The sequence below is a fragment of the Pseudomonas sp. MWU318 genome, assembly GCF_016756945.1.
GTDB lineage: Bacteria > Pseudomonadota > Gammaproteobacteria > Pseudomonadales > Pseudomonadaceae > Aquipseudomonas > Aquipseudomonas putida_A.
The window spans coordinates 689,938-716,835 of record NZ_JAESJL010000002.1; the positions used below are offsets into that span (position 1 = coordinate 689,938).

The 26,898-nt window shown below is 61.1% G+C and carries 22 protein-coding genes; 18 read left to right on the top strand and 4 right to left on the bottom strand.

Annotation, left to right across the window (positions count from 1 at the left end; genetic code table 11):
- Positions 1–406: 406 nt before the first annotated feature.
- From JN524_RS07135 to JN524_RS07180, 10 genes are all read left to right on the top strand, one after another.
- The gene (locus JN524_RS07135) at positions 407–1,333 is read left to right on the top strand and encodes a glutamate/aspartate ABC transporter substrate-binding protein (protein ID WP_202368932.1); all 927 of its coding nucleotides are present in this window, start codon (positions 407–409) and stop codon (positions 1,331–1,333) included.
- 190 nt (positions 1,334–1,523) lie between these two features.
- Entirely contained in the window at positions 1,524–2,270 is a 747-nt protein-coding gene (locus tag JN524_RS07140) for an amino acid ABC transporter permease (RefSeq protein WP_027612077.1), read from the top strand.
- The gene (locus JN524_RS07145) at positions 2,270–2,941 is read left to right on the top strand and encodes an amino acid ABC transporter permease (protein ID WP_007963949.1); all 672 of its coding nucleotides are present in this window, start codon (positions 2,270–2,272) and stop codon (positions 2,939–2,941) included. The genes JN524_RS07140 and JN524_RS07145 overlap by 1 nt, the downstream gene beginning before the upstream one ends.
- Positions 2,938–3,672, top strand: a complete 735-nt coding sequence (locus JN524_RS07150) for an amino acid ABC transporter ATP-binding protein (RefSeq protein ID WP_007963947.1) — start codon at positions 2,938–2,940, stop codon at positions 3,670–3,672. Before JN524_RS07145 ends, JN524_RS07150 begins: the two co-directional genes overlap by 4 nt.
- A 149-nt stretch (positions 3,673–3,821) precedes the next feature.
- On the top strand, positions 3,822–5,723 hold the full coding sequence (locus tag JN524_RS07155) for a sensor histidine kinase (RefSeq protein WP_202368933.1): 1,902 nt from the start codon (positions 3,822–3,824) through the stop codon (positions 5,721–5,723).
- Positions 5,720–7,048, top strand: coding sequence for a sigma-54-dependent transcriptional regulator (locus JN524_RS07160; RefSeq protein WP_202368934.1), 1,329 nt, complete (start codon positions 5,720–5,722; stop codon positions 7,046–7,048). Before JN524_RS07155 ends, JN524_RS07160 begins: the two co-directional genes overlap by 4 nt.
- An 8-nt stretch (positions 7,049–7,056) precedes the next feature.
- On the top strand, positions 7,057–7,386 hold the full coding sequence (locus JN524_RS07165; RefSeq protein ID WP_202369036.1) for a GlpM family protein: 330 nt from the start codon (positions 7,057–7,059) through the stop codon (positions 7,384–7,386).
- 110 nt (positions 7,387–7,496) lie between these two features.
- Positions 7,497–8,417: an arginase gene (locus tag JN524_RS07170; RefSeq protein WP_134787236.1), complete on the top strand. Its 921-nt coding sequence runs from the start codon at positions 7,497–7,499 to the stop codon at positions 8,415–8,417.
- The gene (locus tag JN524_RS07175; protein ID WP_098965385.1) at positions 8,414–8,788 is read left to right on the top strand and encodes a transporter; all 375 of its coding nucleotides are present in this window, start codon (positions 8,414–8,416) and stop codon (positions 8,786–8,788) included. Before JN524_RS07170 ends, JN524_RS07175 begins: the two co-directional genes overlap by 4 nt.
- A 31-nt stretch (positions 8,789–8,819) precedes the next feature.
- A complete protein-coding gene (locus JN524_RS07180; protein ID WP_202368935.1) occupies positions 8,820–9,203 on the top strand; it encodes an EamA family transporter in 384 nt (127 codons plus the stop codon).
- A gap of 103 nt (positions 9,204–9,306) precedes the next feature.
- Here the strand turns inward: JN524_RS07180 and JN524_RS07185 are convergent, their stop codons facing one another.
- Both JN524_RS07185 and JN524_RS07190 read right to left on the bottom strand, forming a co-directional pair.
- Complete coding sequence (locus JN524_RS07185; RefSeq protein ID WP_202368936.1) at positions 9,307–10,179, bottom strand: fatty acid desaturase family protein; 873 nt, start codon at positions 10,177–10,179, stop codon at positions 9,307–9,309.
- A gap of 72 nt (positions 10,180–10,251) precedes the next feature.
- Entirely contained in the window at positions 10,252–11,013 is a 762-nt protein-coding gene (locus JN524_RS07190) for a MipA/OmpV family protein (RefSeq protein WP_134787239.1), read from the bottom strand.
- A gap of 230 nt (positions 11,014–11,243) precedes the next feature.
- On the opposite strand from JN524_RS07190, the gene JN524_RS07195 reads away from it, so the two are divergent.
- From JN524_RS07195 to JN524_RS07220, 6 genes are read left to right on the top strand one after another with little or no spacing between them, the layout of a single operon-like run.
- On the top strand, positions 11,244–11,954 hold the full coding sequence (locus JN524_RS07195; RefSeq protein ID WP_202368937.1) for an HAD-IB family phosphatase: 711 nt from the start codon (positions 11,244–11,246) through the stop codon (positions 11,952–11,954).
- Entirely contained in the window at positions 11,947–13,341 is a 1,395-nt protein-coding gene (locus JN524_RS07200; RefSeq protein WP_098965393.1) for an aspartate aminotransferase family protein, read from the top strand. The genes JN524_RS07195 and JN524_RS07200 overlap by 8 nt, the downstream gene beginning before the upstream one ends.
- Entirely contained in the window at positions 13,338–14,216 is an 879-nt protein-coding gene (locus JN524_RS07205) for an alpha/beta hydrolase (protein WP_202368938.1), read from the top strand. Before JN524_RS07200 ends, JN524_RS07205 begins: the two co-directional genes overlap by 4 nt.
- Before the next feature lie 37 nt (positions 14,217–14,253).
- Positions 14,254–15,381 (top strand): GNAT family N-acetyltransferase, encoded by a 1,128-nt coding sequence (locus JN524_RS07210; protein WP_139054268.1) that lies wholly within the window; start codon positions 14,254–14,256, stop codon positions 15,379–15,381.
- Entirely contained in the window at positions 15,378–17,150 is a 1,773-nt protein-coding gene (locus JN524_RS07215) for a sensor histidine kinase (RefSeq protein WP_202368939.1), read from the top strand. Before JN524_RS07210 ends, JN524_RS07215 begins: the two co-directional genes overlap by 4 nt.
- Positions 17,140–18,531 (top strand): sigma-54-dependent transcriptional regulator, encoded by a 1,392-nt coding sequence (locus tag JN524_RS07220; protein WP_098965400.1) that lies wholly within the window; start codon positions 17,140–17,142, stop codon positions 18,529–18,531. The genes JN524_RS07215 and JN524_RS07220 overlap by 11 nt, the downstream gene beginning before the upstream one ends.
- A gap of 10 nt (positions 18,532–18,541) precedes the next feature.
- Here the strand turns inward: JN524_RS07220 and JN524_RS07225 are convergent, their stop codons facing one another.
- Together JN524_RS07225 and JN524_RS07230 are read right to left on the bottom strand one after the other, a co-directional pair.
- Positions 18,542–19,207 carry a DsbA family oxidoreductase gene (locus tag JN524_RS07225; protein ID WP_202368940.1) on the bottom strand — a complete coding sequence of 222 codons (666 nt, stop codon included), beginning with the start codon at positions 19,205–19,207 and terminating at the stop codon, positions 18,542–18,544.
- Positions 19,208–19,399: 192 nt separating this feature from the next.
- Entirely contained in the window at positions 19,400–20,419 is a 1,020-nt protein-coding gene (locus JN524_RS07230) for an alpha/beta fold hydrolase (RefSeq protein WP_202368941.1), read from the bottom strand.
- Between the two features lie 221 nt (positions 20,420–20,640).
- On the opposite strand from JN524_RS07230, the gene JN524_RS07235 reads away from it, so the two are divergent.
- Both JN524_RS07235 and JN524_RS07240 read left to right on the top strand, forming a co-directional pair.
- Positions 20,641–21,549, top strand: coding sequence for a hypothetical protein (locus tag JN524_RS07235; RefSeq protein WP_202368942.1), 909 nt, complete (start codon positions 20,641–20,643; stop codon positions 21,547–21,549).
- A gap of 164 nt (positions 21,550–21,713) precedes the next feature.
- Positions 21,714–26,879, top strand: a complete 5,166-nt coding sequence (locus JN524_RS07240) for a dermonecrotic toxin domain-containing protein (protein WP_202368943.1) — start codon at positions 21,714–21,716, stop codon at positions 26,877–26,879.
- The last annotated feature ends 19 nt before the right edge of the window (positions 26,880–26,898 follow it).

Sequence of the window (26,898 nt, forward strand, 5' to 3'; positions counted from 1 at the left end):
TGGCGAGGGGATTTATCCCCGATGGACTGCGAAGCGGTCCTCGCCTTTGCGCTGAAAGAAGGCCGCTTCGCGACCTATCGGGGATAAATCCCCTCGCCACAAGGGAATGTGGGCTCGAACGATCATCAATATGAGGGCAGCGATTAAAAGATCGTTCGGTTTTCCGAACGCGACCTCCCGGTCAATTCGGATAACCGGATCAGTTCCAGCCAAAAACACCGACACAAAACTTTAATCACCTTATTAATCAAGCCATTAGCCACTATCGACTGCTCTGGCACGACTCATGCTCTACACTCTCTCGACGAATGCCTGGCGTGCCAACACTTCAGGAGCCGTCAGGCATTCGAAGCACAAAAGGGCCGACGAACTGGCTCCATAAAAAAAACAATTCGAGGAAAATTTGATGCGCATCGTTCCCCATATCCTGGGCGCAGCCATTGCGGCCGCTCTGATCAGCACTCCAGTTTTCGCTGCCGAACTCACCGGCACCCTGAAGAAAATCAACGATTCCGGCACCATCACCCTCGCTCACCGCGACAGTTCCATTCCGTTTTCCTATATCGCGGATGCTTCCGGCAAGCCAGTGGGCTACTCCCACGACATTCAAGTGGCCATCGTTGAAGCCCTGAAAAAAGACCTGAACAAGCCAGACCTGCAGGTCAAATACAACCTGGTGACCTCGCAAACCCGTATCCCGCTGATTCAGAACGGCACCGCGGATATCGAGTGTGGTTCCACCACCAACAACGCCGAACGCGCTCAGCAAGTCGACTTCACCGTCAACATCTTCGAAATCGGCACCCGTCTGCTGGTCAAGAAAGACAAGGATGGCAAGCCGTCCTACGCTGACTTTGCCGACCTCAAAGGCAAAAACGTCGTGACCACCGCTGGCACCACGTCCGAGCGCATCATCAAAGCGATGAACGCCGACAAGCAGATGGGCATGAACATCATCTCCGCCAAAGACCACGGCGAATCCTTCAACATGCTGGAAAGCGGCCGCGCCGTTGCCTTCATGATGGACGACGCCCTGCTGGCCGGCGAAGAAGCCAAGGCCAAGAAGCCGGACGACTGGGTCATCACCGGTACTCCGCAATCCTTCGAAGCCTACGCGTGCATGGTTCGCAAAGACGACCCGGCCTTCAAGAAGGCCGTGGATGACGCCATTGTCGGCCTGTACAAATCCGGCGAGATCAACAAGATCTACAAGAAGTGGTTCGAAACCGCGATTCCACCAAAGGGCCTGAACCTCAACTTCCCGATGAGCGACAAGGTCAAGGAACTGATCGCCAACCCGAGCGACAAGCCGGCGCCTGACGTAAAAATCTGATTCCTGACTAACCTTATCCCCTGAGGGAGCCACCCTCCCTCAGGCGTCTGTTACCTGCTGGTTTTACAGTGGAACACTCGACCTGGCGGTTTTCGAGCCGATCGCGTGTGCCCGGCGTTCAACGTCGGACGGGAAAGGATCTTCCCCAAGCGGGTGCTTGTACATCGATCGATTTCGAGGGGAGACCCTAATGAATTACAACTGGGACTGGGGCGTGTTCTTCAAGTCCACCGGCGTGGGTAGCGAGACTTATCTCGACTGGTACATCGCCGGGCTGGGCTGGACTATTGCCATCGCCATCGTGGCATGGATCATCGCCTTGCTGCTGGGCTCCATTCTGGGGGTCATGCGCACGGTGCCGAATCGCCTCGTATCGGGCATCGCGACCTGCTACGTCGAACTGTTTCGCAACGTGCCGCTGCTGGTGCAGCTGTTCATCTGGTACTTCCTGGTGCCCGACCTGCTGCCGCAAAACCTGCAGGACTGGTACAAGCAGGATCTGAACCCGACCACCTCGGCCTACCTGAGCGTGGTTGTGTGCCTGGGTCTGTTCACCGCTGCCCGGGTCTGCGAGCAAGTGCGCACCGGCATCCAGGCGCTGCCACGCGGCCAGGAATCCGCCGCCCGCGCCATGGGTTTCAAGCTGCCGCAGATCTACTGGAACGTACTGCTGCCCCAGGCCTACCGCATCATCATTCCACCGCTGACCTCGGAATTCCTCAACGTGTTCAAGAACTCCTCCGTGGCGTCCTTGATCGGCCTGATGGAACTGCTGGCGCAAACCAAACAGACCGCCGAGTTCTCGGCCAACCTGTTTGAAGCCTTCACCCTGGCCACGCTGATCTACTTCACCCTGAACATGAGCCTGATGTTGCTGATGCGCATGGTCGAGAAGAAAGTCGCAGTGCCCGGCCTGATCTCCGTGGGGGGTAAATAATGGACTTCGATTTCAGCGGCATCATCCCCGCGATCCCGGGCCTGTGGAACGGCATGGTCATGACCTTGCAACTGATGGTCATGGGCGTGATCGGCGGCATCGTGCTGGGGACGATCCTCGCACTGATGCGCCTGTCGTCCAGCAAACTGCTGTCGCGCGTCGCCGGCGCCTACGTGAACTACTTCCGCTCGATCCCGCTGCTGCTGGTGATCACCTGGTTCTACCTGGCGGTGCCGTTCGTGCTGCGCTGGATCACCGGCGAAGACACCCCGATCGGCGCGTTCACCTCCTGCGTCGTGGCTTTCATGATGTTCGAAGCCGCGTACTTCTGTGAGATCGTCCGGGCTGGCGTGCAGTCGATCCCCAAAGGCCAGATGGCCGCAGCGCAGGCGATGGGCATGACCTATGGCCAGACCATGCGTCTGATCATCCTGCCCCAGGCGTTCCGCAAGATGACCCCGTTGCTGCTGCAACAGTCGATCATCCTGTTCCAGGACACCTCGCTGGTCTACACCGTGGGCCTGGTGGACTTCCTCAACTCCGCCCGCTCCAGCGGCGACATCATCGGTCGTTCCAACGAGTTCCTGATCTTTGCCGGTGTCGTCTACTTCATCATCAGCTTTTCCGCCTCGCTGCTGGTCAAGCGTCTGCAAAAAAGGTTTGCCGTATGATCTCCATCAAGAACATCAACAAGTGGTATGGCGACTTCCAGGTGCTGACTGATTGCAGCACCGAGGTCAAGAAAGGCGAAGTGATCGTGGTCTGCGGTCCGTCGGGTTCGGGCAAGTCGACCCTGATCAAGTGCGTCAACGCGCTCGAGCCGTTCCAGAAAGGCGACATCGTCGTCGACGGCACCTCGATTGCCGACTCCAAGACCAACCTGCCGAAACTGCGTTCGCGCGTCGGTATGGTGTTCCAGCATTTCGAGCTGTTCCCGCACCTGACCATCACCGAAAACCTGACCATCGCGCAGATCAAGGTGCTGGGCCGTAGCAAGGAAGAGGCGACCAAGAAAGGTCTGCAACTGCTGGAACGCGTCGGCTTGTCGGCGCATGCGCACAAGCACCCGGGGCAACTGTCCGGCGGTCAGCAGCAGCGTGTGGCGATTGCCCGTGCACTGGCCATGGATCCGATCGTCATGCTGTTCGACGAACCGACCTCGGCGCTCGACCCGGAAATGGTCAACGAAGTGCTCGACGTGATGGTGCAACTGGCCCACGAAGGCATGACCATGATGTGCGTGACCCACGAAATGGGCTTCGCGCGCAAAGTGGCTGACCGGGTGATCTTCATGGACGCCGGCAAGATCATCGAAGACTGCCCGAAAGAGGAGTTCTTCGGCGACATCAGCGCCCGCTCCGAACGCGCGCAGCACTTCCTCGAGAAAATCCTGCAGCACTAAAAGCAACACCGCCGCTCTCTCTGTAGGAGCTGCCGCAGGCTGCGATCTTTTGCCTTTACAAAGCAACAGCAAAAGATCGCAGCCTGCGGCAGCTCCTACAGGAGATTGGTGAGGTTTGTGGTGGTGGTGGTTGACCCAAGGCAACTGTGATGAAATGCGACCCCAATCTCTATCGCGCAGCGCCGCCATCACTTGCCGTGAAGCCCCGTCTGATTCGCCATCTGTTCCTGCCGCCGCTGATCATCATCCTGATGATCGGACTGGGTTACATCGGCTTCTGGACCAGTGAACATTTCGGCATCCGCAGCCTCAGCGAAAACGGCCAGCGTCAGCTCGAACTGCACGCGCGCACGGTCGAAAGCGAAATCAGCAAATACACCTATCTGCCCAGCCTGCTGGAACTGGAAACCAGTGTCCCGCAATTGCTGGCCGACCCGACTCCGGAGCACCGGCAAACGGTCAATGCTTACCTTGAAGGCCTGAACCGGCGCAGCCGCAGTCGGGCTATTTACGTCATGGACACCACCGGCCGCGTGATGGCCACCAGCAACTGGCGCGACGTCGACAGTTATCTGGGTGAAGACCTGTCCTTTCGCGCCTATTTCCAGAACGCCGTGCGCGGCGAACCCGGACGTTTCTACGGCATCGGCAGCACCAGCGGCGAACCCGGTTACTACCTGGCCCATGGCCTGGAAGAACACGGCAAGATCATCGGCGTCGCCGTGGTCAAGGTGCGCCTCGAAGCGCTGGAAGAACGCTGGCAACGCGCCCGCCTGGAGGCCTTCGTCAGCGACGAGAACGGCATCATCATTCTTTCCAGCGATCCGGCGCGGCGCCTGAAATCGGTGGTGCCGTTGAGCGATGAAACCAAAGAGAAGCTCGCGCGCAGCCTGCAGTATTACTGGTTCCCGCTCAACGAACTGCAACCGCTGGCGCGCGAAACCCTGGCCGACGGTGTGGAGAAACTGACCTTCCCGGCCAACAGCGAACTAAGCGCCGATGACGACAGCATCAGCTATCTGGCGCAGACCCGGCCGCTGAGCGACACGCCATGGAATTTCACCCTGCTCACGCCGTTGCAGGACTTGCGCCGCGAAGCGATCAATCAGGGCATTCTGGTGGCGGTGGCCTTCGCCCTGGTGGCGTTCCTGCTGATCGCCTGGAACGAACGGCGCAAGGTCATCGCCACCCGCCTCGCCGCCCGCGAAGCCTTGCAGGAAGCCAACAATCAGCTGGAGCGTCGGATTACCGAACGCACCGGCGATCTGCGCGCCAGCAACGAACGGCTCAAGAGCCAGATCCGCGAACGGCGCCAGGCTGAAGAGACCCTGCGTCGCGCCCAGGACGAACTGGTGCAGGCCGGAAAACTCGCGGCCATCGGCCAGATGTCGACCAGCATCGCCCACGAACTGAACCAGCCGCTGGCGGCGATGCGCACCCTGTCCGGCAACACCATTCGTTTTCTGGAACGCGGCCAGCTCGACGTCGCCAGCACCAACCTCAAGACCATCAACGACCTGATCGACCGCATGGGCCGGATCACCGCCAGCCTGCGCTCGTTCGCCCGGCGCGGCGACAACGAAGGCCAGGCCAGCCTCGGCAAAGCGGTGGACGCGGCCCTGCAACTGCTCGGCGCGCGGGTCGAGAGCATAACGCTGCAACTGCATCGTCAGTTCAGCGACGTACAGGTGCAGATCGACCAGACCCGCCTCGAACAGATTCTGGTCAACCTGATCGGCAACGCCCTCGACGCCATGCAGACGCAACCTTCACCGCAGCTGTGGCTGGAAGGCGAAGAGTTCAACGGCAAATATCGCCTGCGGGTGCGCGACAACGGCCACGGTGTCGACGCCGAAGCACGCAAGCATCTGTTCGAGCCGTTCTTCACCACCAAACCCGGCGAACAGGGTCTGGGCCTCGGCCTGACCCTCTCCGCCAGCCTCGCTGCAGCCACCGGCGGACACCTGGGTGTCGAACACCCGGTCAGCGGTGGCACCACCTTCGTCCTCAGTTTACCGTTGGTAAGCCCTACTCCTGCCGAGCCAATATGAACCACGACCTTAGTGTGCTGATCGTCGAAGACGACCCCCATGTGCTGCTCGGCTGCCAGCAGGCGCTGACCCTGGAAGACATTCCCTGCATCGGCGTCGGCAGTGCCGAAGAAGCGCTGGAGCGGGTCGGCGACAACTTTGCCGGCATCGTCATCAGCGACATTCGCCTGCCCGGCATCGATGGCCTGGAACTGCTGACCCGCCTCAAGGCGCGCGACCGCAGTTTGCCGGTGGTGCTGATCACCGGTCATGGCGACATCTCCATGGCGGTCGGCGCGATGCAGAAAGGCGCCTACGATTTCATGGAGAAACCGTTCTCGCCGGAACGTCTAGTGGATGTCGCCCGCCGCGCACTGGAGCAACGCAGCCTCGCTCGCGAAGTCTCCTCGCTGCGTCGGCAACTGGCCGAACGCGATTCCCTCGAAGGCCGGATCATCGGACGCTCGCCAGCCATGCAGAACCTGCGCGAACTGATCGCCAACGTCGCCGACACCTCGGCCAACGTATTGATCGAAGGCGAGACCGGCACCGGCAAGGAACTGGTCGCCCGTTGCCTGCACGACTTCAGTCGTCGGCATGCCAAGCAGTTCGTCGCGCTGAACTGCGGCGGCCTGCCGGAAAACCTCTTCGAAAGCGAGATCTTCGGCCACGAGGCCAACGCCTTCACCGGCGCCGGCAAGCGGCGCATCGGCAAGATCGAACATGCCGACGGCGGCACGCTGTTCCTCGATGAAGTGGAAAGCATGCCCCTGCCGTTGCAGATCAAACTGCTGCGGGTGTTGCAGGAACGCACCCTCGAACGCCTCGGTTCGAACCAGAGCGTGGCGGTGGATTGCCGAGTGATTGCCGCAACCAAATCCGACCTCGACGACGCGAGCAAGGCCGGCGAGTTTCGCAGCGACTTGTACTACCGCCTCAACGTGGTGACGTTGGAGCTGCCACCGCTGCGCGAACGTCGCGAAGACATTCTGCAACTGTTCGAACACTTCACCCAGCAGTCGGCGCTGCGTTTCGACCGGGTATTGCCCGAGCTGGACAACCAGACCCTGTCGAACCTGATGAGCCACGACTGGCCGGGCAACGTGCGTGAGCTGCGTAACGTCGCCGAGCGCTTTGCCCTCGGCCTGCCGGCATTCAAGAAGTCCGGCGCCAGCAGCGGCGGTCAGGGGCTGGCGTTCGCCGAAGCGGTGGAAGCCTTCGAGCGCAACCTGCTCAATGACGCCTTGCAACGCAGTGGCGGCAACCTGACCCAGGCCAGCCTGGAGCTGGGCATGGCCAAGACCACGCTGTTCGACAAAGTGAAAAAGTACGGGCTGAGCCACTGATGGATCTGATTCTCAAAGCCGCCTTAGGCGCGGCAGTGGTGGTGATTCTCGCGGCGCTATCGAAGACGCGAAACTACTACATCGCCGGGCTGGTGCCGCTGTTTCCGACCTTCGCGCTGATCGCCCATTACATCGTCGGCAAGGGCCGTTCGATCGACGATCTGAAGGCAACCATCGTGTTCGGCATGTGGTCGATCATTCCGTACTTCATCTATCTGGCGACGCTGTACGTGATGGTTGACCGCATGCGCCTGGAGGCTTCACTGGCGGTGGCGGTGATCGCGTGGCTGATCGCGGCGACCGTGCTGGTCTCGGTGTGGGTGCGTCTGCACGCCTGAGACAACGGCTGGCCCGTCCCTTGCATTTACCCCCGAAAGCCCTGCCCGGCTGGCGCTCATGCTCGATGAGGCCGGTGTCTGGCAGGGTCTGCCAAGGGTAAATAGCGACCTTGAATATTTTAGATCTCGACCACAGCCTGACCGCCCAGGCGCCGATTGCGCGACTGCTCGACAGTGGCCGCGCCAAACGCCTGGACCTGCTCGACCTCGGCCCGAAACTCCGGCTCTGGTCCAGCGAACGCACCTGGCGACGCTTCGCCGAACGCTTGCAGCAACGGCCACGGCACAGCGGCCCGGCACCGGAAATCTTCTTCGTCGGCTCCGGTGACTATCACCACCTGACCCCGGCGTTTCTCACCGACCTGCCCGAGCCGGTCAGCCTGATCCATTTCGACAATCACCCTGACTGGGTGCGGTTTGCGCCGCGTCGGCATTGCGGTTCCTGGGTCAATCAGGCCCTGAAACTGCCGGACATCCGCCGCATCGTCACCCTCGGCCCGTGCAGCGATGATCTGCAAAATCCACAACTGAAGGGCGGCAACCTCGCAGCGCTCAAACGCGGGGTTCTGCAGCTGTTTCCGTGGCAGCACGCGCCCTCCCGTGTCTGGGGGCGAGTCGGTGATGGCGCCGGCCATGAACAGCAGGAAAACATGCTGCACTGGCGCAATTTGTCCGAAGTTGACTGGACGCTGTTCCTCGACAAAATGATCGCCAGCCTGCCGACCGATGCGGTGTGGATCACTATCGACAAGGACGTGCTCGCCAGCGAAGACGCCGCGACCAACTGGGATCAGGGCGGCATGCGCCTGAGCCATATGCTTCAGGCCCTGCGCGCGCTGGCGGCGAGCAAGCGAATCATCGGCATCGACATCTGCGGCGAATACGCCCGTCCGGCCTTCAGCAACGTATTCAAACGCTGGGAGGCGAAGACCGATCAGCCGCCGGCCGAGCGCTGGAGCGACACCGATATCCTGCGCAACTCCACCACCAATCAAGCCTTGATCGACCTGTTCGAGGAACTGTTTCCATGACTTTCACCGTGATTGTGCTGGTGGCCCTGTCCATCGTTCTGGATGTGATCGGCCAGCTGTGTTTCAAACTGGGCCTGGATCGATTACCTGAGCTGGAGGGTGGTTTTCGGCTTCAGGTGTTCTGGGGCCAAGTGTTCAACGCACCGCTATTGTGGTGCGGGATAGGCGCTTACGCGATCGAGTTTTTCGTCTGGCTCGGCGCCCTGTCGCGGGCACCGCTGAGTCTGTTGTTTCCGGCAGCCGCGCTGGCCTATTGCGGCGTGGTGCTGGCGGGCAAACTGGTGCTTGGCGAAACCGTCAGTCGGCGGCGCTGGCTGGGCACGCTGGTGATTACGGCGGGCGTGATGCTTGTGTGTGCCGGCCATGTCTGAAGCTCGCCTGGAACTGCAAAGGAACGACGCAATGCATTGGCTACACGGGCGCGTGGGCACCATCGTGCTCTGGGCGCTGTTGATTATTCTGGAAAGTGGCGGACAGATCGCGAGCAAGGTCGGTGGTGATCAACTGGGGCAGATGGACCTCAGCCTGCAATGGCTGCAAGGCATCGTCATGACGCCCGGCGTGTGGGTGGCGGTTGCCTGCTACATCGGCGCGTTTTTCGTCTGGATGCTGATTCTGCGACGCAGCAGTCTGTCGCTGGCGTTTCCCCTGAGTTCGCTGGTGTTTGTCGGCGTGCTGCTGGGGTCCTGGCTGGTGCTGGGCGAGCAGATCAGTCTGCTGCACTGGGTCGGCGTGGCGGTGATCATGGGCGGGATAGCCTTGCTCGCCGAAGGCGAAGAGCACTGAAATGCTCCGTGTAGGAGCTGCCGCAGGCTCGGGCCGCGATCGGACGATCTTTGCTTTTCAAGATCAAAAGATCGCAGCCTTCGGCAGCTCCTACACAAAGCAGTCAGGCGTCAGGCTTTTGGTGGTTCAGCAGGAAGCCCAAACCGTGCGCCAGCGGAATATCCTTCACCCCCGCTTCCTGCTGTTGCCGGGCGATCTGCCGGTGATAGGCCTTGACCTGAGTCCAGTGCATTTTCGGCCGGTAGTGGTGCTCGGCGTGATAGCCGTTGTTCATCCACAACAGGTTATACAGCGGGCTGTAGGCACTCACGCCCCAGGCAATCGGCAAATCCGGGTTGCCGCCAAAATGCTCGTAGTAACCGTTGAGCGATGACAGCGCCTGGCCCAGATACCAGAACGGCAACAACACCAGCACCGCCTGCCAGTCATACACCGCCAGCAGCAGATAAAACGCCACCGTCACACAGATCTCGACCTGAACCCAACGCGCATCCTTCGGGCGTTTGCGGCGCATTTCGTTGTAGATCGGCTTGGGATCGTCGCGGAAAAAACTCAGGAAGGTGTAGGCCCAGGGATTCTCCGGCTGACCGTTCTTGCCGCGCAGATAGATCGACAGCGGATCAATGGTCTTGCCGTCCGGCCCCGGCAGATCCGAGTTGCCGCGGTGATGGCGGTTGTGGATATCGCGATAGAGGGTTTGCGAAAAACCGATGGTCACCGACAACAACAGATCGAATGCCCGGTTCAGCCACGCCGGGGTGAAGTAGGCGTTGTGAATCTGGTTGTGGGAAATGCTATTGATGCTCCACGACAGGCTGATTGCGTAGCCCAGCGCCAGCGGCACATAAGTCCACCAGGACAGGTCGTGAAAGGCCGCAACCAGCCACAGGACGAAAGCGAAATGGGCCAGGCCCAAAGCGACGGGGATCAGGTCCCACAATGAATGAGCCAGCAGACGGTTAGCAGGGCGAGCCATGAAGAACATCCTGAAGGAATGGATTCGACATGGCTGTCTGCAAACCGCAGACCAATTTGCCCGCGCGCGTAATCAGTCGAATTTGTAGGCGATGGCCGCCTGCACTTCGCCCTGATTGGTATCGCCCACCGCTTTGACGATGCTGCTGTCCGCCGCCGAGCGAGTCAGGTGAATCCAGCTCGCGCTGGTGACCAGCGACCAGTGTGGCGCCAGAGGGAACTCGAAGCTCTGGGTCAGCGCCACGTTCTGCAAACCGCCGCCGGCGTTGTACGCGCGGATGCCCGAGGCCTGCGCCTCGCGATCACTGACACCGAAGAAGGTCTGGGTGCCCTGCGCATCGGCAAAATGCGCGGTCAGGTTGCTGCTGCCGATCACCCCGCCGCCCAGTGGATAGCCAATTTCACCGCCCACTTTGCCAAACACGCCGCCCTGCCCGCTGCCACCGCCGACGGCCTGGCCAACGAAGGCGAATACGCGCCAGAAATCGGCCGGAGCGTATTGCACGAAGCCGCCAGCCTCGGCCATGTCGGGCACATCACGCAGGCCGCGCAACTCGCCGTTGGCGGTGCGCCCGGAGAGGTAATTGACGTACGGCCCGGCGCTGAAACCGTTGCTTTTCAAGGCGCTCCAGGTCAGGCCATCGTCGGTACCGAGGCTGACATCGCCCCAGTCCAGATCCAGATACGGGATCGGTCGGGTTTCGTAGCGGCTGCCGCTCGGATCATGCGGTTGGTACCCCACCCCGATTCCTGCTTCACCTGTAATGCCATCCGCCAGGGCGGGCCCGGAAAAGCAGGCCAGTGCGGCCAATAACGCCAGTGTCTTCCTCTGCATGAGGTCATTCCTTTTCTGAACTTGCGCGCATCAATCCCCGGATACCACCCTTGGCGCAAGCACTCATGTTGTTTGTAGCAAGCTACAAAAATTGTAGCTCCACTTTTCGAAAACCGCGCATCGCCCCCGCCAGCACGGGGCTTTGGCCAATTGGCACAGTCCCTGCTCCCACCCTTGCCAGGCGCAGACCGCGCACCCTGACAACTGCCTCGACCCAACAGGTACTGCAGATGATTGACTGGCATATCGTGTGTGATTTCGACGGGACGATCACCCGTACCGACGTAATCGACAGCATCCTTGAACGCTTCGCCGACCCGAGCTGGGAAGCCATCGAAAATGAATGGCTGGAGGGCAAGATCGGTTCCCGTGAATGCCTCAGCCGTCAACTGGCGCTGATCAAGGCCACGCCGGCACAACTGCTGGAATTCTTCGACAGCATCGACATCGACCCGGACTTCCCCGATTTCGTCGACCACGTGATCGGTCTCGGCGCTTCGCTGGAAGTGGTCAGCGACGGCATCGAACAAGGCATCGCGCGGATTCTGGCGCGAAACTACGTGACGCTGCTGCCGATCCTCGCCAACCGCCTGCGCCAGATCGATCACGACAAATGGCGCATCGATTTTCCTTACGCCAGTGACGCCTGCCGCGCGGCCTCCGGCAACTGCAAATGCAAATCCACCCCCGGCAGCAAACGCGTGCTGGTGATCGGTGACGGCCAGTCCGACATGTGCGTGGCGTCCACCGCCGATTTCGTCTTCGCCAAGGATCGCCTGGCCGAGCACTGCGAGCGCAACGGCATCGCCTACGCGCGCTTCGACAGCTTCGCCGAACTGCCGCAACTGCTGGCCCGCCTGCCTCTGGCCCCGGCCGCCAACGCCGTCAATTTCAGCACCGAATCCACTTCTGAAGCACAGGAAACCCTGCACCATGTCTGATATCCGCATCGCGACAGCCGAAGACCAGGTCCTTCTGGAAAAAGAAGCCAGATACTGCTCCTACGGCGACACCGTTCACTACATCGAACCGCCGCGCATCTTCAGCCGCTGCGAAGGCTCCTACGTCTGGGACACCGAAGATCAGGCCTACCTCGACCTGCAAATGTGGTACTCGGCGGTCAACTTCGGTTACGCCAACCCGCGTCTGAACAATGCGCTGAAACAACAGATCGACACCCTGCCGCAAATCGCCAGCCAGTACCTGCACAAGGGCAAGATCGAGCTGTCGGAGATGATCGCGGTCGACGCCAAGAAAAAATTCGGTCTCGACGGCCGAGTACACTTCAACGTCGGCGGTTCGCAGTCGATCGAGGACTCGCTGAAAGTCGTGCGCAACGCCAGCAACGGCAAGAGCCTGATGTTCGCCTTCGAGGGCGGCTACCACGGGCGCACCCTTGGTGCTTCGTCGATCACCTCCAGCTACCGCTATCGCCGCCGCTACGGTCACTTCGGTGAGCGCGCGCAATTCATCCCGTTCCCGTATCACTTCCGCGGCCCCAAAGGCATGACCAAGGAAGAGTACGGCAGCCACTGCGTGCAGCAATTCGCGCGGTTGTTCGAGACTGAATACAACGGTGTCTGGGACCCGAAAGTCGGGCAGAGCGAATACGCCGCGTTCTACGTTGAGCCGATCCAAGGCACCGGCGGTTACGTGATCCCGCCGATGAACTTCTATAGCGAACTCAAGCACGTGCTGGATCAGCACGGCATCCTGATGGTGGTCGACGAAATCCAGATGGGTTTCTACCGCACCGGCAAGCTGTGGTCGATCGAACACTTCGACGTCAAACCCGACGTGATCGTCTTCGGCAAGGCGCTGACCAACGGCCTCAATCCGCTGGGCGGCATCTGGGCCCGTGAAGAGCTGATCAACCCGAAAGTCTTTCCGCCAGGCTCGACCCACTCCACGTTCGCCTCCAACCCGCTGGGCACTGCGGTGGGTCTGGAAATGTTCAAGATGACCAGCGAAGTCGATTACGGCGCAATGGTCATGGCCAAGGGCAAATACTTCCTTGAAGGCCTGCAGGATCTGCAAAAACGCTACCCGATCATCGGCGATGTCGACGGCCTCGGTCTGGCGCTGCGCTGCGAGATCTGCACCGCAGACGGTTTCACCCCGGACAAGGCCACCCTCGACTTCATGGTTGAAGAAGGCATGAAGGGCGACATCGAAATCGACGGTCGTCGTCTCGGCCTGATCCTCGACGTGGGCGGCTACTACAAGAACGTCATCACCCTGGCACCGTCGCTGGAAATCAGCTATCCGGAAATCGATCTGGGCCTGGCCCTGCTCGACCGCCTCCTGCATCGGGCGATGAAACGATGATCGACGCTGAGATCGACATGGGCGAAGGCAACGCCGGTTTCGTTCTCGGTGACGGGGAGGTCGCGGTGCTGTTGATCCACGGCCTCACCGGCACCCCGACGGAACTGCGTCGGGTGGCCGTGGGCCTGGCGAAAGCCGGGCACACGGTCTATGTGCCGACCCTGGCCGGGCACTGCGGCGGCAATGCCGACCTGCAAGCCACCGGCTGGCGCGACTGGTACGAGAGCGCACGCAACACCTTCGTCGGCGTACGCCGCAAACACCGCAAAGTGTATGTCGGCGGCCTGTCCATGGGCGCCGTGCTGTCGATGTACCTGGCCGCCGAACACCCGGGACAGATCGAAGGTTTGCTGCTGTATTCGACCACCCTGCGCTACGACGGCTGGAGCATCAACAAACTCGCGTTCCTCACCCCGTTGCTGATGAAAATCCCGTTCGGCGTGCACCTGTGCAGTTTCGAAGAAAAGCCGCCCTACGGGATCAAGAACGAGCGCCTGCGCGCCATCGTCGAACGCCAGATGAAAGAAGGTCAGAGCAGCCAGGCCGGGTTGCTGACCATGGAAGGCGTCACCGTGCGCGAACTGCACCGGCTTAACGCCGTGGTGAAAAAACGCATGCCGTCGATCACCACGCCGGCGCTGGTGCTGCACTCCATCGAGGACGACATCACCAGCCGCTGGAATGCCGATTACGTCGAACGCACACTCGGCGGGCCGGTGACCAAGGTGCTGCTCGACGACTGCTATCACATGATCACCGTGGATTTGCAGTACCGCCGGGTCGTGGAGTTGAGCGCCGATTTCATCGACCGCGGCGTCACGCAACCGGTCGCCATAGCCGATACGCCATCACTGGAAACCCGGCAACTGGCTTGAGCAGTTGCAGTCCGACTCGCCGACACAAGGAACCGACGTGATCACCGCTCAAGCCTTTTCAACGATCGAAGCGATCGACCGCTGCGCCTGGAATGACTGCTTCGTCGATGAGCTGGAGGACTGGGATTACTACCGCGCCGTGGAACGGGCCGGCATCGACGGCTTTCACTGGCGCTATCTGACGCTGCACGAGGATGGCCGCCTGATCGCGGCCACCGTGGCGTTCACCACCGCCTATTCGCTGGACACCACCCTGCAAGGTGCGGGCAAACGGGTCAGCCAATGGCTGCGCCGGCGTCTGCCCGGACTGTTCGATATCCGCCTGTACGCCCTCGGCTCGCCGGTGGCGGAGCAATGCCATGTCGGCAGCGCTTCGCACATTGCCTCGACACAGCGCCCGGCACTGCTCAGGCAATTGCTCGAGCTGGCCCGGCAAGATGCCGAGCAGGCCGGGATCGGCCTGCTCGCGGTCAAGGACGCCTCGCATCGCGATCGACAATGGCTCGACGTCTGCCGCCAGGCCGGCCTGCAAAGCATGCCCGGTCTGCCCGGCGCCGAATTGCCGATCAACTTCGCCTCGGTGGACGCGTATCTGGGCAGCCTCGGCAAATCCACGCGCAAGGACCTGCGTCGCACCCTGCGCAATCAGGGCCCGCGCACGGAATGGCGGCGCTCGGTGCACGACCTGCTGCCGCGCATGATGGAACTCTACGAAGCCACTCTGGCCCGCAGTGATCTGGCCTTCGAATGCCTGCCTGCGGCGTATTTTCGCGAAGTGCTCAATCACCTCGATGACCGCGCAGCCTGTGTGCTCTATTGGGTCGAGGATGAACTGGTGGCGTTCAACCTGCTGTTGCTCGACGGGCAACGGATGGTCGACAAGTTTTTCGCCCATGATCTGGCCCGCACCCGCCAGTACAACCTTTACACCCGTAGCTGGCTGGAAAATGTCGACTACTGTATTGAACACAAACTGGCGATCTATGTGTGCGGGCAGGCCGGCTATGCCAGTAAGCTGCGTCTGGGTTGCTCGTTTGTCGGTAACACCGTGTTCTTCCGCCATCGCAATCCACTGTTCGACCAACTGTTGCGTCTGGTGAAAATATTCGTCCGCCCGGATCGCAGCGATCCGGCCCTGGCCGCTGCAATAAGCGAAATCCAATGATCAATGACCGACGCGCCGCGCCCCGACCTTTCGCCCTCTCCGGCTGGAGCCTGCAACGCAAACTGGTGCTGGCCTTCTGGCTGGTCAGCGTGATTCCGACCATGATCGCTGCGGAACTGGCGGCCACTACGCTGTCGCAGATCTTCGACAGCAACGTGCGCATCTGGCTGCAGGAATCCTCGAAGATCGTCGAGGATGAAATCAGTGAAATCCTCCGCGAAAACGCCCGGGCCGCGAAGCTGTTCATGCGCCACGCCCGCCCGCCCACCGACCGCCAGTCCGCCAGGCACGACAAGCTGACCGCCGATATCGCCGACTCCATGGGCATCGATGTGGTGACGCTGATCCGCAACAGCGATAACAGAGTGGTGTTCAGTACCGCCGCCGACGATATCGTCAGCCAGATCAGCACTGCGCCGAAGGCTGTGCTGCAGACCCTGCAAGTCGGCGGCGTACCCACCGGCACGGTGATTTCGACCTTCGAGACCGATCAGGGGGGCGTGGATTACAAGATGATCGTCGGCACTTATCTGGACAACAGCTTCCTGACCAGCGTCGCCGATGTGCACTCGCTGGACCTGCGCCTGTACCTGGCCAAGGGCGAGGACTTTTCCGAGATCTTCTCGACCCAGCGCTTCCAGGATCACCCCTCGCAAGTGCCGAAGAAAATCGAGCAGATCCTGCGCGAGACCAAAGGCCCCTACGAACAATTCACCAATAACTACAGCGGCATCTACCGGCCGATCTTCAATGAAAACGGCCAACTGCAAGGCGTCATCTTCAGCGGTCTGCTGCGCCACACCAGCCTGGTCGGCCTGGTCAATCAGAGCAACCTGTTCATTCTGATTTTCCTGCTCAGCTCGGCAGCGTCGCTGGCGGTTGGCTGGCTGGTCTCGCAACGCCTGACCAAACCATTGCGCGGTCTGGCCCGTGGCGTACAGGCGGTGATCGCCGGCGATTATCATCAGCGCCTGAGCGTGAATGGCGGCGACGAACTGGCAGAACTGAGCAGCACGTTCAACCACATGAGTGAACGTCTGGAAGAGTTGCAGCATCTGGAGTCGCAACTGCGCCGCCGTGATCGCCTGCACGCGCTGGGCGAAGTCGCCATGGGTCTGGCCCATGAAATCCGCAATCCGCTGGGCATCATCAAAACCGCCACGCAACTGCTGCATCGCCGTGCCGATCTGCCGGAAACCGACAAGCGTCACCTGGAATACGTGGTCAAGGAAGTCAGCCGGATCAACGACCTGATCACCGATTTTCTCGACTTCGCCAAACCCAGCGCGCCGATCCGCGCTACGCAATCAGCACGCACCCTGGTCGACGAACTGGCCGGATTCTGCGAGCCGGAACTGGCCAGCCACAACATCGATCTGCACATCGCCGATCACGCGCCGGGGGCAACGATCTACGCCGATGCCAAGCAACTCAAACAGGTGGGCCTGAACCTGATCGTCAACGCCATCGACGCAATGCCCGACGGCGGTCGCCTGACCCTGAGCATCGCCAACGCGGGAAAATTCACCATCATCGGCGTCGCGGACACTGGTCAGGGGATCGAAGCCGACATGCTCGAACGCATCTTCACCCCGTTCGTCACCACCAAGGCCTCGGGCACCGGTTTGGGTCTGGCCAAGGTGTTTTCGGTCATGGAAAGCCATAACGGGCGCGTAGAATGCGTCAGCGAAAAAGATGCCGGCGCCACCTTCAGCCTGTACATTCCGGCCAATGGCGAAGACTTCGACGAGAGCGACGATGACGCATAACATTCTGGTAGTGGACGACGAACCGAAACTCTGCGACCTGCTGGCCTCGGCCCTCGGGCAGAACGGCATCAGCGTGTTCACCGCCGGCAATGGTCTGCACGCACTCAAAGTGCTGGAAAGCGAAGACATCGATCTGCTGATCAGCGACTGGCGCATGCCCGGCATGGACGGCCCGCAGTTGCTGGCTGAGGTGAAGACCCGCTATCCGCAGTTGCCGGTGATCGTCATGACCGCCTACAGCACGGTGAAAAACGCCGTGGAATCGATGCGCAACGGCGCGTTCGACTACATCGCCAAGCCGTTCGACATCGACGAGCTGGACATCACCGTCAGCAAGGCCCTGCAGTTTCGCGACATCCTCAAAGACAACCAGCGCATGCGCGCCGAGCTCGACGAGCATCAGCAGATCGACAGCCTGATCGGTGACAGCCCGAGTTTTCGCAGCGTGCTGCAAGCGGTGGACTCGGTACGCGAAAGCGCCGCCACCGTGCTGCTCAGCGGCGAAAGCGGCACCGGCAAGGAAATGGTCGCCCGGGCCATCCACAAGCATGGCAACCGCGCCGACAAACCGTTCGTGGCGGTGAACTGCGCGGCCATCCCTGAAGGGCTGCTGGAAAGCGAAATGTTCGGTCACCGCAAAGGCGCGTTCACCGGCGCCGTGGCCGATCGCATCGGGCGCTTTCAGCAGGCCGACAAAGGCACGTTGTTTCTCGATGAAATCGGCGAAATGCCGCTGGCACTGCAGGCCAAGATCCTCCGTGCCCTGCAGGAGCGAGTGATCGAGCCGGTGGGCGATACCAAGGAGCGCAAGGTCGATGTGCGGGTGATCGCCGCCACCAACAAAGACCTGCTGCAAGCGGTGGCGAATAAGGAGTTTCGCGAGGATCTCTACTACCGCCTCAATGTCTTTCCCATTCCGCTGCCGGCATTGCGCGAACGGGTCGAGGACATCGCGCCGCTGGCCCGCCACTTCGCCCACACGCTGGGCGCCGCTGCCGGCAAACGCATCAGCGGCTTCAGCGCGCAGGCCTTGCAGGCCATGACCCGCTATTCATGGCCGGGCAACATCCGCGAACTGCAGAACTGCGTGGAGCGCGCGACCATCGTCGCCTCCGCCAACATCATCGAGGAGCACGATCTGCCGGCTTACCTGTTCGCCGCACAGGCCTCGGACAGCAGCGGCCCGCTGAGCGAAATCAACGGTGTCCCGGCGGATCTGGACGCAGCACTCGCCGAAGTCGAGAAGGCCTACATTCTTGCGGCTCTGCAACAGAGCAATGGCGTGCAGGCCGCCGCCGCGCAGTTGATCGGGATCTCCGAGCGCAGCTTCTGGTATCGCCTGAAGAAGCTCGGAATTCACGTCGACAAGATCGTGCGCTGACCCCGCAAGGTCAGTTGACGGTGCCGCCGCGGGCTTCACTGATGATCTGCCGGATCGCCCCGACGAAGGTGTCCACCGGTTGCCCGCCCGTGACCGCGTACTGACCGTTGAACACCACGGTCGGTACCGAACTTACGCCGCGTTGCAGCCACAGCTGCTCTTGTGCACGCACTTCATCGGCAAACTCGTCAGAAGCCAGAATCGCCTCGGCACGCTGCCGATCCAGACCCACACTTTCGGCAATCTGCGCCAGTTGCGCATGATCGGACGGATTGCCGCCATCGGTGAAATAGGCTTTGAACAGCGCCTGCTTCAACGGCAACTGCAACCCCTCAAGCCCGGCCCAATGCAACAGACGATGGGCATCGAAGGTGTTGTAGATGCGGCTGTTGCCATCGGTACGAAAGGCGAACCCGACCTCGGCGCCACGAGCACGAATCGCCTCGCGGTTCTTCTGTGACTGCTCCGGGGTAGAGCCGTACTTTTCGCTGATGTGTTCAGTGATGTTCTGCCCGTCCGGGCCCATCTTCGGGTTCAGCTCGAACGGCTGGAAATGAATCTCGGCCTGCACTTCATCGCGCAGAATCTCCAGCGCCTGCAGCAAACCATTCAGACCGACGATGCACCACGGACAGGAAACGTCGCTGACAAAATCGATTTTCAAAACGGAATTCATCACACACCTCGCGGACAGATCGCACATCGCAAAGTCCGAAAGATACACCTGTAGGAGCTGCCGGAGGCTGCGATCTTTTGATCTTCAAAAGCAAAAGATCGCAGCCTCCGGCAGCTCCTACAGAGAATGCCTGCCAATGAGGGAGAGGGCTTGCTCGCGAAGAGGCCCGAATCACCACCGCCAAAACCTCGCCTACAGCAGGTTACCGCTCGCCACCGGCTCGATCTGCGCCCAGTGCGAGGTGTCTTCACGGTGCTCTTGCAAATACGGCAACACCGCCGCCAGCAACGGCGCCTTGAACGCCTCTTGAAAACGGTGGGCCAGCCCCGGGATCAGCTTCAACTGACTGCCACGGATGTGCGCCGCCAGATGCACGCCGTGCATCACCGGCAACAGCGGATCGGCCGTGCCGTGCACCACCAGGGTCGGCACCCGCAGTTGATTGAGCAAGGTGACCCGGCTCGGCTCGGCAAGGATCGCCATGATCTGGCGCTTCACACCTTCAGGGTTGAACGCCCGGTCGTAGGCCACTGCAGCCTGATGCAGCAATGCCTGCCGATCATCAGTGACTGACGGGCTGCCGAGCGCCGCCAGCAGATCGGCCTGCTGCTCCAGCGCTACTTCGCGATTCGGCGCGCCGCGCCGGGCCAGCAACTGCACCAGCGCCGCACTCGGCGCCGGCAAACCTTCGGCGCCGGAACTGGTCATGATCAGCGTCAGACTCTCCACCCGTTGCGGAGCCATCGCCGCCAGATGCTGGGCGATCATTCCGCCCATGCTCGCGCCCAGTACGTGAAACTGGTCGACGTGCAGCGCGTCCATCAAACCCAGCGCATCGTCGGCCATGTCGGTCAGCGAGTACGGCGCCGACACCGGCAAGCCGAGCTTGTAGCGCAGCACTTCAAACGTCAGGTTGGCGTCGGCCGGGGCCTGTCGCCAGGTCGAAAGGCCGACATCGCGGTTGTCATAGCGGATCACTCGAAAACCCTGCTGACACAGCGCAACCACCACCTCGTCCGGCCAGTGGATCAACTGGCCACCCAGGCCCATGACCAGCAACAGCGCCGGATCCGAAGCACGGCCGATGCTCTGGTACGCCAGGCTCACCTGTGCCAGATCGACCCGTTCGGTCGGTACATTGACGTCGCAACGCGAAGCCGCCATCGACGGCAGGCCGAACAACAGCGCGGCCAACAGAAAAAATAAACGCATGAAAAAACACCGAAACGCAGAACCCCAGTAGAGCGCGAGTCTGATGAAGTTTGTTCAAGCGCGCTGCCACAGTTGCATGACAGTTTGATGAAGTTTGCCGAGCGGTCATTTGTTGTCAGCCGCAACCGTTCGTCGCAACTGTCATTTCTGTCAGTAGTGCGCACCCGCGCTTTTCGTTGCACTGCGACCGGGACAACACAATCAGTCCTGGAGGAAAGTTGATGAGAATCCGGATCGTTGCACTCGCACTGTTGCTCTCTGCTTGCAGCACGCCACCGATGGAGGTCACCCAGGTACTGCAGACGCCTTCAGGGAGCGGGATCGAGGTCGCTGCCGAACTGCAAAAACGCTATGACGAAACCATCAGAATGTGTAACGGCGCGCCCAGCCAGCCAGCCTTTCTCTGCTCCGGCCTGATGTTGCGCGCCACCGACACCCCGAACGGTTTCCATGTCTGGGATCCGAGTCCCGGTGCCATTGAGCTGGGCGGAATGTCGTTCTCGTTTTTCCGCGCAGACGCCAGTTTCAAACACATGCCTTGGGATCGGAACAATGGCTACATCATTTACCCGGTATTGAAACGCCCGGTGGGCACTTTGCAGACCATGGTGCTGTGTGTGTTTCCCATCGACGGCGCGACATGGGGCCGGGATAAACCGGGATGTGGTGCATCCGATGTTTACCCGGTCGTCAGTAAACGCTGCCAGTCCCAGCACATCACCACGGCCGAACAGTGGGTCGCCCACACCTTCACCCACAACGTCGATTATTTCCGCTATCAGTGCAGCTTCGATGTGCGCGACCAAATGAATGAGCTTGCCGCCGACTCGTTTTATCAAGCCATCCGCGCGATCGCGCTCAAGCCCGTCGGGCGTCCGGGGTTCAATGAATTCAGCGAACTCATCGTCGCGACCTGGAAGAGAGACATCCCGGCGCAACTGCCCATCGAAGCGTTCTTCTACGTGGATAGCGGACTGGCCGTGGCGAGGCATAACCAATGCGACTTCTACAAAGAATCAAAGGGCAAAATCGTCCCGATCATCAGACTGACGATGCCGACCTCTGCTCAAAATGCGCGGTTCGCATTCCGCGAGGAAGATCAAAACGTTGGTGAGTCCTGCCGGCTTTGATCACATGCGGTATTGGTTGATCGCCCATGACCTGTGGTGGACACCCACTGAAACGAATGCGCGAGCAAGCGATAACTATGTACCGCAGGGCCCTGTGACGGCTCGCCTCTAATGGCATGAATGCCCGGAACTTCCCGGCCTGCATGCCTTTTTGGAGCCTTCGCATGTCCCACGCACTGCCCCCTGCAACGGCCGATTTCGGCCTTGATCATCGGCTACAGCCATACGTCGGTCAAACGCTTTACCTGTCGGCGACGGCTCGTTTGAACGAGTGTCACCAGCAATGGCTGGATCTCATGGCCCACCATCCCCAACAGCCCGAAAGCGCCTGGTGGGGAGCCCGCGCGCCCGGCACTGCGGTGTCGCGGCGCGAGCATGCCCTGAGTCTCTATCACCTGCATTTCGAGGCCGCGCTTCAATGGGCGGAGGTCGAAGGCAAGCTCGACACCTCACAACGACACAGGCTGGCGCAGCTCCTCACACCTTCGAGCAAGGTCGCGGCGGACCTGCGGGTTGCGCAACCGGTACTCAACCGTGTCGATAACAGCCGTCTGCGCGTGTACGGCACATTGCTGATCCATCTGGAGGAAACGCTGCTGCTTTATCTGCCCGCGCACCCGCAACCGTTGATGCCTTTCGAACAGCAGACCGCTCTTGAACGCTGGCTGATTGACCAGCACCCGGGCCCGCTACGCACCACCTCGCTGGACTTCATCGAGTTCGGTAACGATCCGCTCAAACGCGGAATTGAACCACTGCTGTCCACCTCGGCAAGCACTGGTGCCAATTGGGCCGTGCTCGACAAATTTTTCCCGGTAGCATCCGCTCCGCCGCAGGATGCCGGGCCAACCGGCGATGAGGTCGCACCCTTCGGCTTGCTGGTTGCCGACATTCCCTTGGATCTGCGCCGACAGACGCTGGCGCTTGAACAACGTGCGCTCGACCGCTTGTTTGGCGACGCTGATCCGGACAGTCCGCAACGTCAACAACTGGCGCAACGATTCAACGCTTTGAGCGAAACGCAGCAAGCCAGTCAGGACGCGGCATCCGCCCTGCTCGACAGCCACCATCCGCTGACGATGCTCGAACTGCGCCACGCCAGCAACGTGCACTACCACGCCCTGCTTCAGGCGCGTATTGCGGGACTGCGCGCCGAGGTCGAACTGCAACGAGCGCTGGACCATCTGACCGTCGAAGAGCATCGACGCGTCATCGCGTTACTCGACGCACCGGGGCACAACCTGCCGACAGCGGACGGGGTTATTGCGCGCGTATCGTTGGCGGCGGCAGATCAGGGCATTACTGCCGTCGAGGATCTTCGAGGCGTACTGATCATCGCGACAACGGCGGCGCTGGCGTCCGACTCAAGCGACAGCCTGCTGCTTTACTGGCCCGGCCAGTTCGGCGGCGTGCAACGCTTCACCTCGCGTGCGGCGCTGGAGCAGAACCTGTTCAAACGCTCGCCCAACGATGGCGGGCTGACCCTGCACCTGATCCCACTGACTGGCGACCCGCTCGCCTGGTCCCTCGATCAACAGCTCTATCAATGCGAACAGCAGGCCGCGCAGATCCTGCGCGACAACCCGCTGCCCGGCCGTGCCGACGAGCGCCGGGCCGAGATGGAAAAGCTGCGCGAACAATATCTGCCACGCCTGACCGTAGCGGTCGCGCAGGCCCGTGAACGGGCATTTACCGAACGTCAGGCGCAAGACCGCAGCGCGGCGCTGGCCGGCCACCTGCCTGCATGGTTTGAAAAGCTGGACGACGCGCCACGTGCACGGATCAAAACGCTGATCAGCCAGTACCTCGGCGCCATGCAACGCGCTCATGCGTTGCTCGAACGGGAATTACCGCCGCGTCAGGCCTTCGCCGAACAGCGCATCGACGCCCGCTTGCGTACAGACTTCGCACTCAGACAAAGCGTGAGCGTGAGCCTCGATCTGCCCGATTCGACTTCCTGGCAAAAAACCGTGATGGAAGGCGCCGCGCCTGGCACACCGCAACGCAATGTCCTGACCGCGAGCGACAAGCGCGGCGACCTCACCCTTGAACAACTGGCACAGGAAAACATCGATCAGGACGTGCAGTGGCGCCTGTCCTTCATGCAGGCCAGGATCAGCGCCGAGAGCCCCACTGATCGACAGCGCCTCGAAGCCGGGATCACCCCGGCCTATTTGCGCAATCTGGTGACAGAGCTGGATCTGCCCGGACGTTACGAAGAACTGATTCGCCAGGCATTTTTCGGCGCACCGGGAGAACCGGCGTTTCAGCAGGCCTGGCGCCGCGAGTGCCTGAGCGAACCGTGGCGGCTGATGCTCCGGTTGCAAGGTGAATTCGCCCTGCTGCAACGGCACATCGACAATGCAGGCCATGCCGTGCTGAAAGTCGCCATCGAGGCGAATACACCTCAGGCGTATGCCGTTAATGGACAACGCATCGCGCTGCTGCCGGTGCACCTGACCGTCGGTGGAGAGGACACCGCGCATCAGGGACCGAGCACGCTCGCGGGTGTCACATTGATTGTCGAGCAAACCAGTGGCCTGACGCTGCTGTACCTGCCCGACAGCACCGACGCGATCTTCCTGCGTCAATACGAAACACTGGAACAGGCGCGGGTGGATCTGTTCAGGCGTTGTGTCGACAGCAAAATGGTCAATTACCTGGCCGGACGCACCGTGAGCGGCGATTTTGCCAGCCATGTCAGCCGGATCAACCAGGCCCAACTGCGCAATTTCGATGCGCTGATCGGCGTCGGGATGGCCTGGCCGGCGACCACATCACTGGCCATTCATTTACTGAACGTGCACATGGGCCGGTTGCTGGAGGCCCATCGCAGCAGTTCACGTTCCAACGATGCGTTGTATCTCGAACGCTGTGCACTGAAGTCCGGGGCGTTGTTCAACTATCTGAAAATGGCCATCGGCATGTTGCCGTTCGTGGGCACGGCGGTGGCCCTGTATGACGCCTGGAACAGTGCCAATCTGGCGGTCGCGGCGTTCTTGCGCGGCGAGCTCGGACATGGTCTGGCGGAGGTGGAAGCGGTGCTGCTGTCGCTGATCGACGCGGCAATGGATGTGCTTCCCGGAACTGTCTCGGCACCCGCAGCCGCACGTCTGGCCAGCCGCCAGCGGCAACGCGCGGCACTGAGCAGATCCGCCGCGATGTCGACGTCCTGGCAATGGACCAGGCAGACGCTCGAGCGTTTCAAGGGTTACGAGTACGAATACGAAATTTCCCTCGCCGGCCTGCACCCGGCCACCCACGGGGTCTATCGCAACGTCTACCGCCACGCCGATGGTGACTTCATCATTCGTCAGGGCCGCATCTATCGGGTTCAGCTCAGCGACGCGCCACGTGGCTGGAGGCTTTACGGCTCACGGATGCGCAGCTACAAACAACCGATCGCCCTCGACGAAAATGGCCAGTGGAACACCCATTACGCGGTGTACGGCACCGTTATGGACGGTGGCGGTGCAGGCGGTGGCGCCGTGCTCGGACATCTGGCCGACGGTATGGACCCGCTCTGGCCCGCGCCAATTCGCCAGTGGTTACCGCGCTGGTGGACCGATCGGCAACTGCGCAGGCAATTGACCCTGACCAACACCGCCGACGCCTATACCCGGCGCCTTGATACCCAGACACGCGCTTCCAACCAGTTGCTGGAGAACTACCAGAAACTCGACGTTGCCCAGCGCAAGCCACTACACACAGCAGTCGACGCAGCATGCCTGAATGACATCGACCTCGCGATCGCCCAATACGACAACCTTGCCGAACTGTTGCCCTTGAGCCATGGCCGCAAGCGTCTGCAGATCGAAGACATCCGCAGCCGCTGTGCCTGGATCGTGGTCGACCGCGCCGTGCAGCGCGTCACCGTCGCCCGCGACCGCTTGCTGGAACACCTGAACCGGATCGACGCACTGGTCGCCGAATCCGATGCCACCCCTTTCGGCAATACAGCGGCCCATATAAAGCTCATGGCCCGGCGCAAGCAGGTGCGCAAGGATTTCCTCATGGAGTTCGATCAACTGCACGCAATCACCGAGCAGGCCAACCGGTGGAACAACCGCATCAGCAATCGCGCGCAGAAAACCCAGATGGCGAAAGACATGACCGCGCTCAACCGCAACCTGGGCGACAACACGCACCACTACCTGAGGACTGCGCATCTGCTGGAGATCATTACTCGTTACGACGCCGTCACCGACCTGTCCTGGGTGTATTTTCATACCCAGCTCAAAGACGCCCGGGTCAAAGTCGGGCGCGCACTGCTGACCCAGCATCACCTGCCAGAGGTCAGCGCCAGCCTGGTCGAGCGCAAACAAGTGATCGAGGATTGCCTGCAGATCTATGCCGGCTTCCGTCGTCAGCTCAACGCCTGGACACTGGGTTATGCGCAGCATCTGGATCTGGAACAGGTCGGGCCATTCCTCGATGGCCTGACCAAGGTCGAAGCACACGCGCGGCACTCGATCAAACAGCGCCCGCCGATCAAACCGCGAGAGCCGGGCGGCAGGCAACTGTTCGAAACCGAGGACAACCAGTTGCTGATCGGTACCGAAAGCATTGACCCCGGCACCCGGGAAAAACGCTTCACCGTCGAAGGCATCGACGGTTTCCGCGAAACCTGGCTGCCGCGCTCCAGCGGCAAATATCATCTGCAAGCCCGCCCCGCACCTGCCGCAACACCGCTGCCGACCGATGTTCAACCATTGCTCGCGGAAGCGCGAAAACGTCTGGAGGCGGTTGCGGCCTACAGCGCCAAGGTGCAGGGCTACACCCGTCAGGACATGTTGCCGGTGGATCTGGAACACATGTTCAGCAGCGAAGCGACCGAGCTGAGCATCCGCGCCCAGGCCATCGAACGGTTATCGCCGACCGAACCACTGGTGGTGCAATTGCACGCCAAGGCCGGTGAGCTGCGACGTACCGGTCGTACCCTGCGCATTGATCAGTCACTGCGCAGCAAGACACCCACCGAAGGCTATCTGGACTATTTGCTGCAACAGAAAGTGGTGGATATCCGCCGCGAAGGTTCATTGCGGGCACTGGGCAAGCGCGCTGACGGACGCAAGGATTTCCTTCAGGAATACCAAGTGCGCGACCTCAACAGCACCCCACCGCGCACGCTGTGGTTCGCCCACTTTCACTACACCTCGGACAAGGTGCCGTTCGCCGACTTCGTCAAAGCCCACCTGAAATTGCCGGAACAACGCAATCTCGGCATGCAATGGCAGCAGGCCCAGGCCGCCGGCGGTGCGCAGGTCGAGACAATCTGGCGTGGCGATATCGGCAAACCGCTGGGAATCCGGCATTTCGCTGATCTCTAGAGCAAAACCAGCGGGGCAC

What these genes read in the sequence shown, in the direction of transcription:
- JN524_RS07135 (WP_202368932.1), top strand. Translation starts at nt 407, where the DNA reads ATGCGCATCGTTCCCCATATCCTGGGCGCAGCCATTGCGGCCGCTCTG.
- JN524_RS07140 (WP_027612077.1), top strand. Translation starts at nt 1,524, where the DNA reads ATGAATTACAACTGGGACTGGGGCGTGTTCTTCAAGTCCACCGGCGTG.
- JN524_RS07145 (WP_007963949.1), top strand. Translation starts at nt 2,270, where the DNA reads ATGGACTTCGATTTCAGCGGCATCATCCCCGCGATCCCGGGCCTGTGG.
- JN524_RS07150 (WP_007963947.1), top strand. Translation starts at nt 2,938, where the DNA reads ATGATCTCCATCAAGAACATCAACAAGTGGTATGGCGACTTCCAGGTG.
- JN524_RS07155 (WP_202368933.1), top strand. Translation starts at nt 3,822, where the DNA reads ATGAAATGCGACCCCAATCTCTATCGCGCAGCGCCGCCATCACTTGCC.
- JN524_RS07160 (WP_202368934.1), top strand. Translation starts at nt 5,720, where the DNA reads ATGAACCACGACCTTAGTGTGCTGATCGTCGAAGACGACCCCCATGTG.
- JN524_RS07175 (WP_098965385.1), top strand. Translation starts at nt 8,414, where the DNA reads ATGACTTTCACCGTGATTGTGCTGGTGGCCCTGTCCATCGTTCTGGAT.
- JN524_RS07180 (WP_202368935.1), top strand. Translation starts at nt 8,820, where the DNA reads ATGCATTGGCTACACGGGCGCGTGGGCACCATCGTGCTCTGGGCGCTG.
- JN524_RS07185 (WP_202368936.1), bottom strand. Translation starts at nt 10,179, where the DNA reads ATGGCTCGCCCTGCTAACCGTCTGCTGGCTCATTCATTGTGGGACCTG.
- JN524_RS07190 (WP_134787239.1), bottom strand. Translation starts at nt 11,013, where the DNA reads ATGCAGAGGAAGACACTGGCGTTATTGGCCGCACTGGCCTGCTTTTCC.
- JN524_RS07195 (WP_202368937.1), top strand. Translation starts at nt 11,244, where the DNA reads ATGATTGACTGGCATATCGTGTGTGATTTCGACGGGACGATCACCCGT.
- JN524_RS07200 (WP_098965393.1), top strand. Translation starts at nt 11,947, where the DNA reads ATGTCTGATATCCGCATCGCGACAGCCGAAGACCAGGTCCTTCTGGAA.
- JN524_RS07205 (WP_202368938.1), top strand. Translation starts at nt 13,338, where the DNA reads ATGATCGACGCTGAGATCGACATGGGCGAAGGCAACGCCGGTTTCGTT.
- JN524_RS07215 (WP_202368939.1), top strand. Translation starts at nt 15,378, where the DNA reads ATGATCAATGACCGACGCGCCGCGCCCCGACCTTTCGCCCTCTCCGGC.
- JN524_RS07220 (WP_098965400.1), top strand. Translation starts at nt 17,140, where the DNA reads ATGACGCATAACATTCTGGTAGTGGACGACGAACCGAAACTCTGCGAC.
- JN524_RS07225 (WP_202368940.1), bottom strand. Translation starts at nt 19,207, where the DNA reads ATGAATTCCGTTTTGAAAATCGATTTTGTCAGCGACGTTTCCTGTCCG.
- JN524_RS07230 (WP_202368941.1), bottom strand. Translation starts at nt 20,419, where the DNA reads ATGCGTTTATTTTTTCTGTTGGCCGCGCTGTTGTTCGGCCTGCCGTCG.
- JN524_RS07235 (WP_202368942.1), top strand. Translation starts at nt 20,641, where the DNA reads ATGAGAATCCGGATCGTTGCACTCGCACTGTTGCTCTCTGCTTGCAGC.
- JN524_RS07240 (WP_202368943.1), top strand. Translation starts at nt 21,714, where the DNA reads ATGTCCCACGCACTGCCCCCTGCAACGGCCGATTTCGGCCTTGATCAT.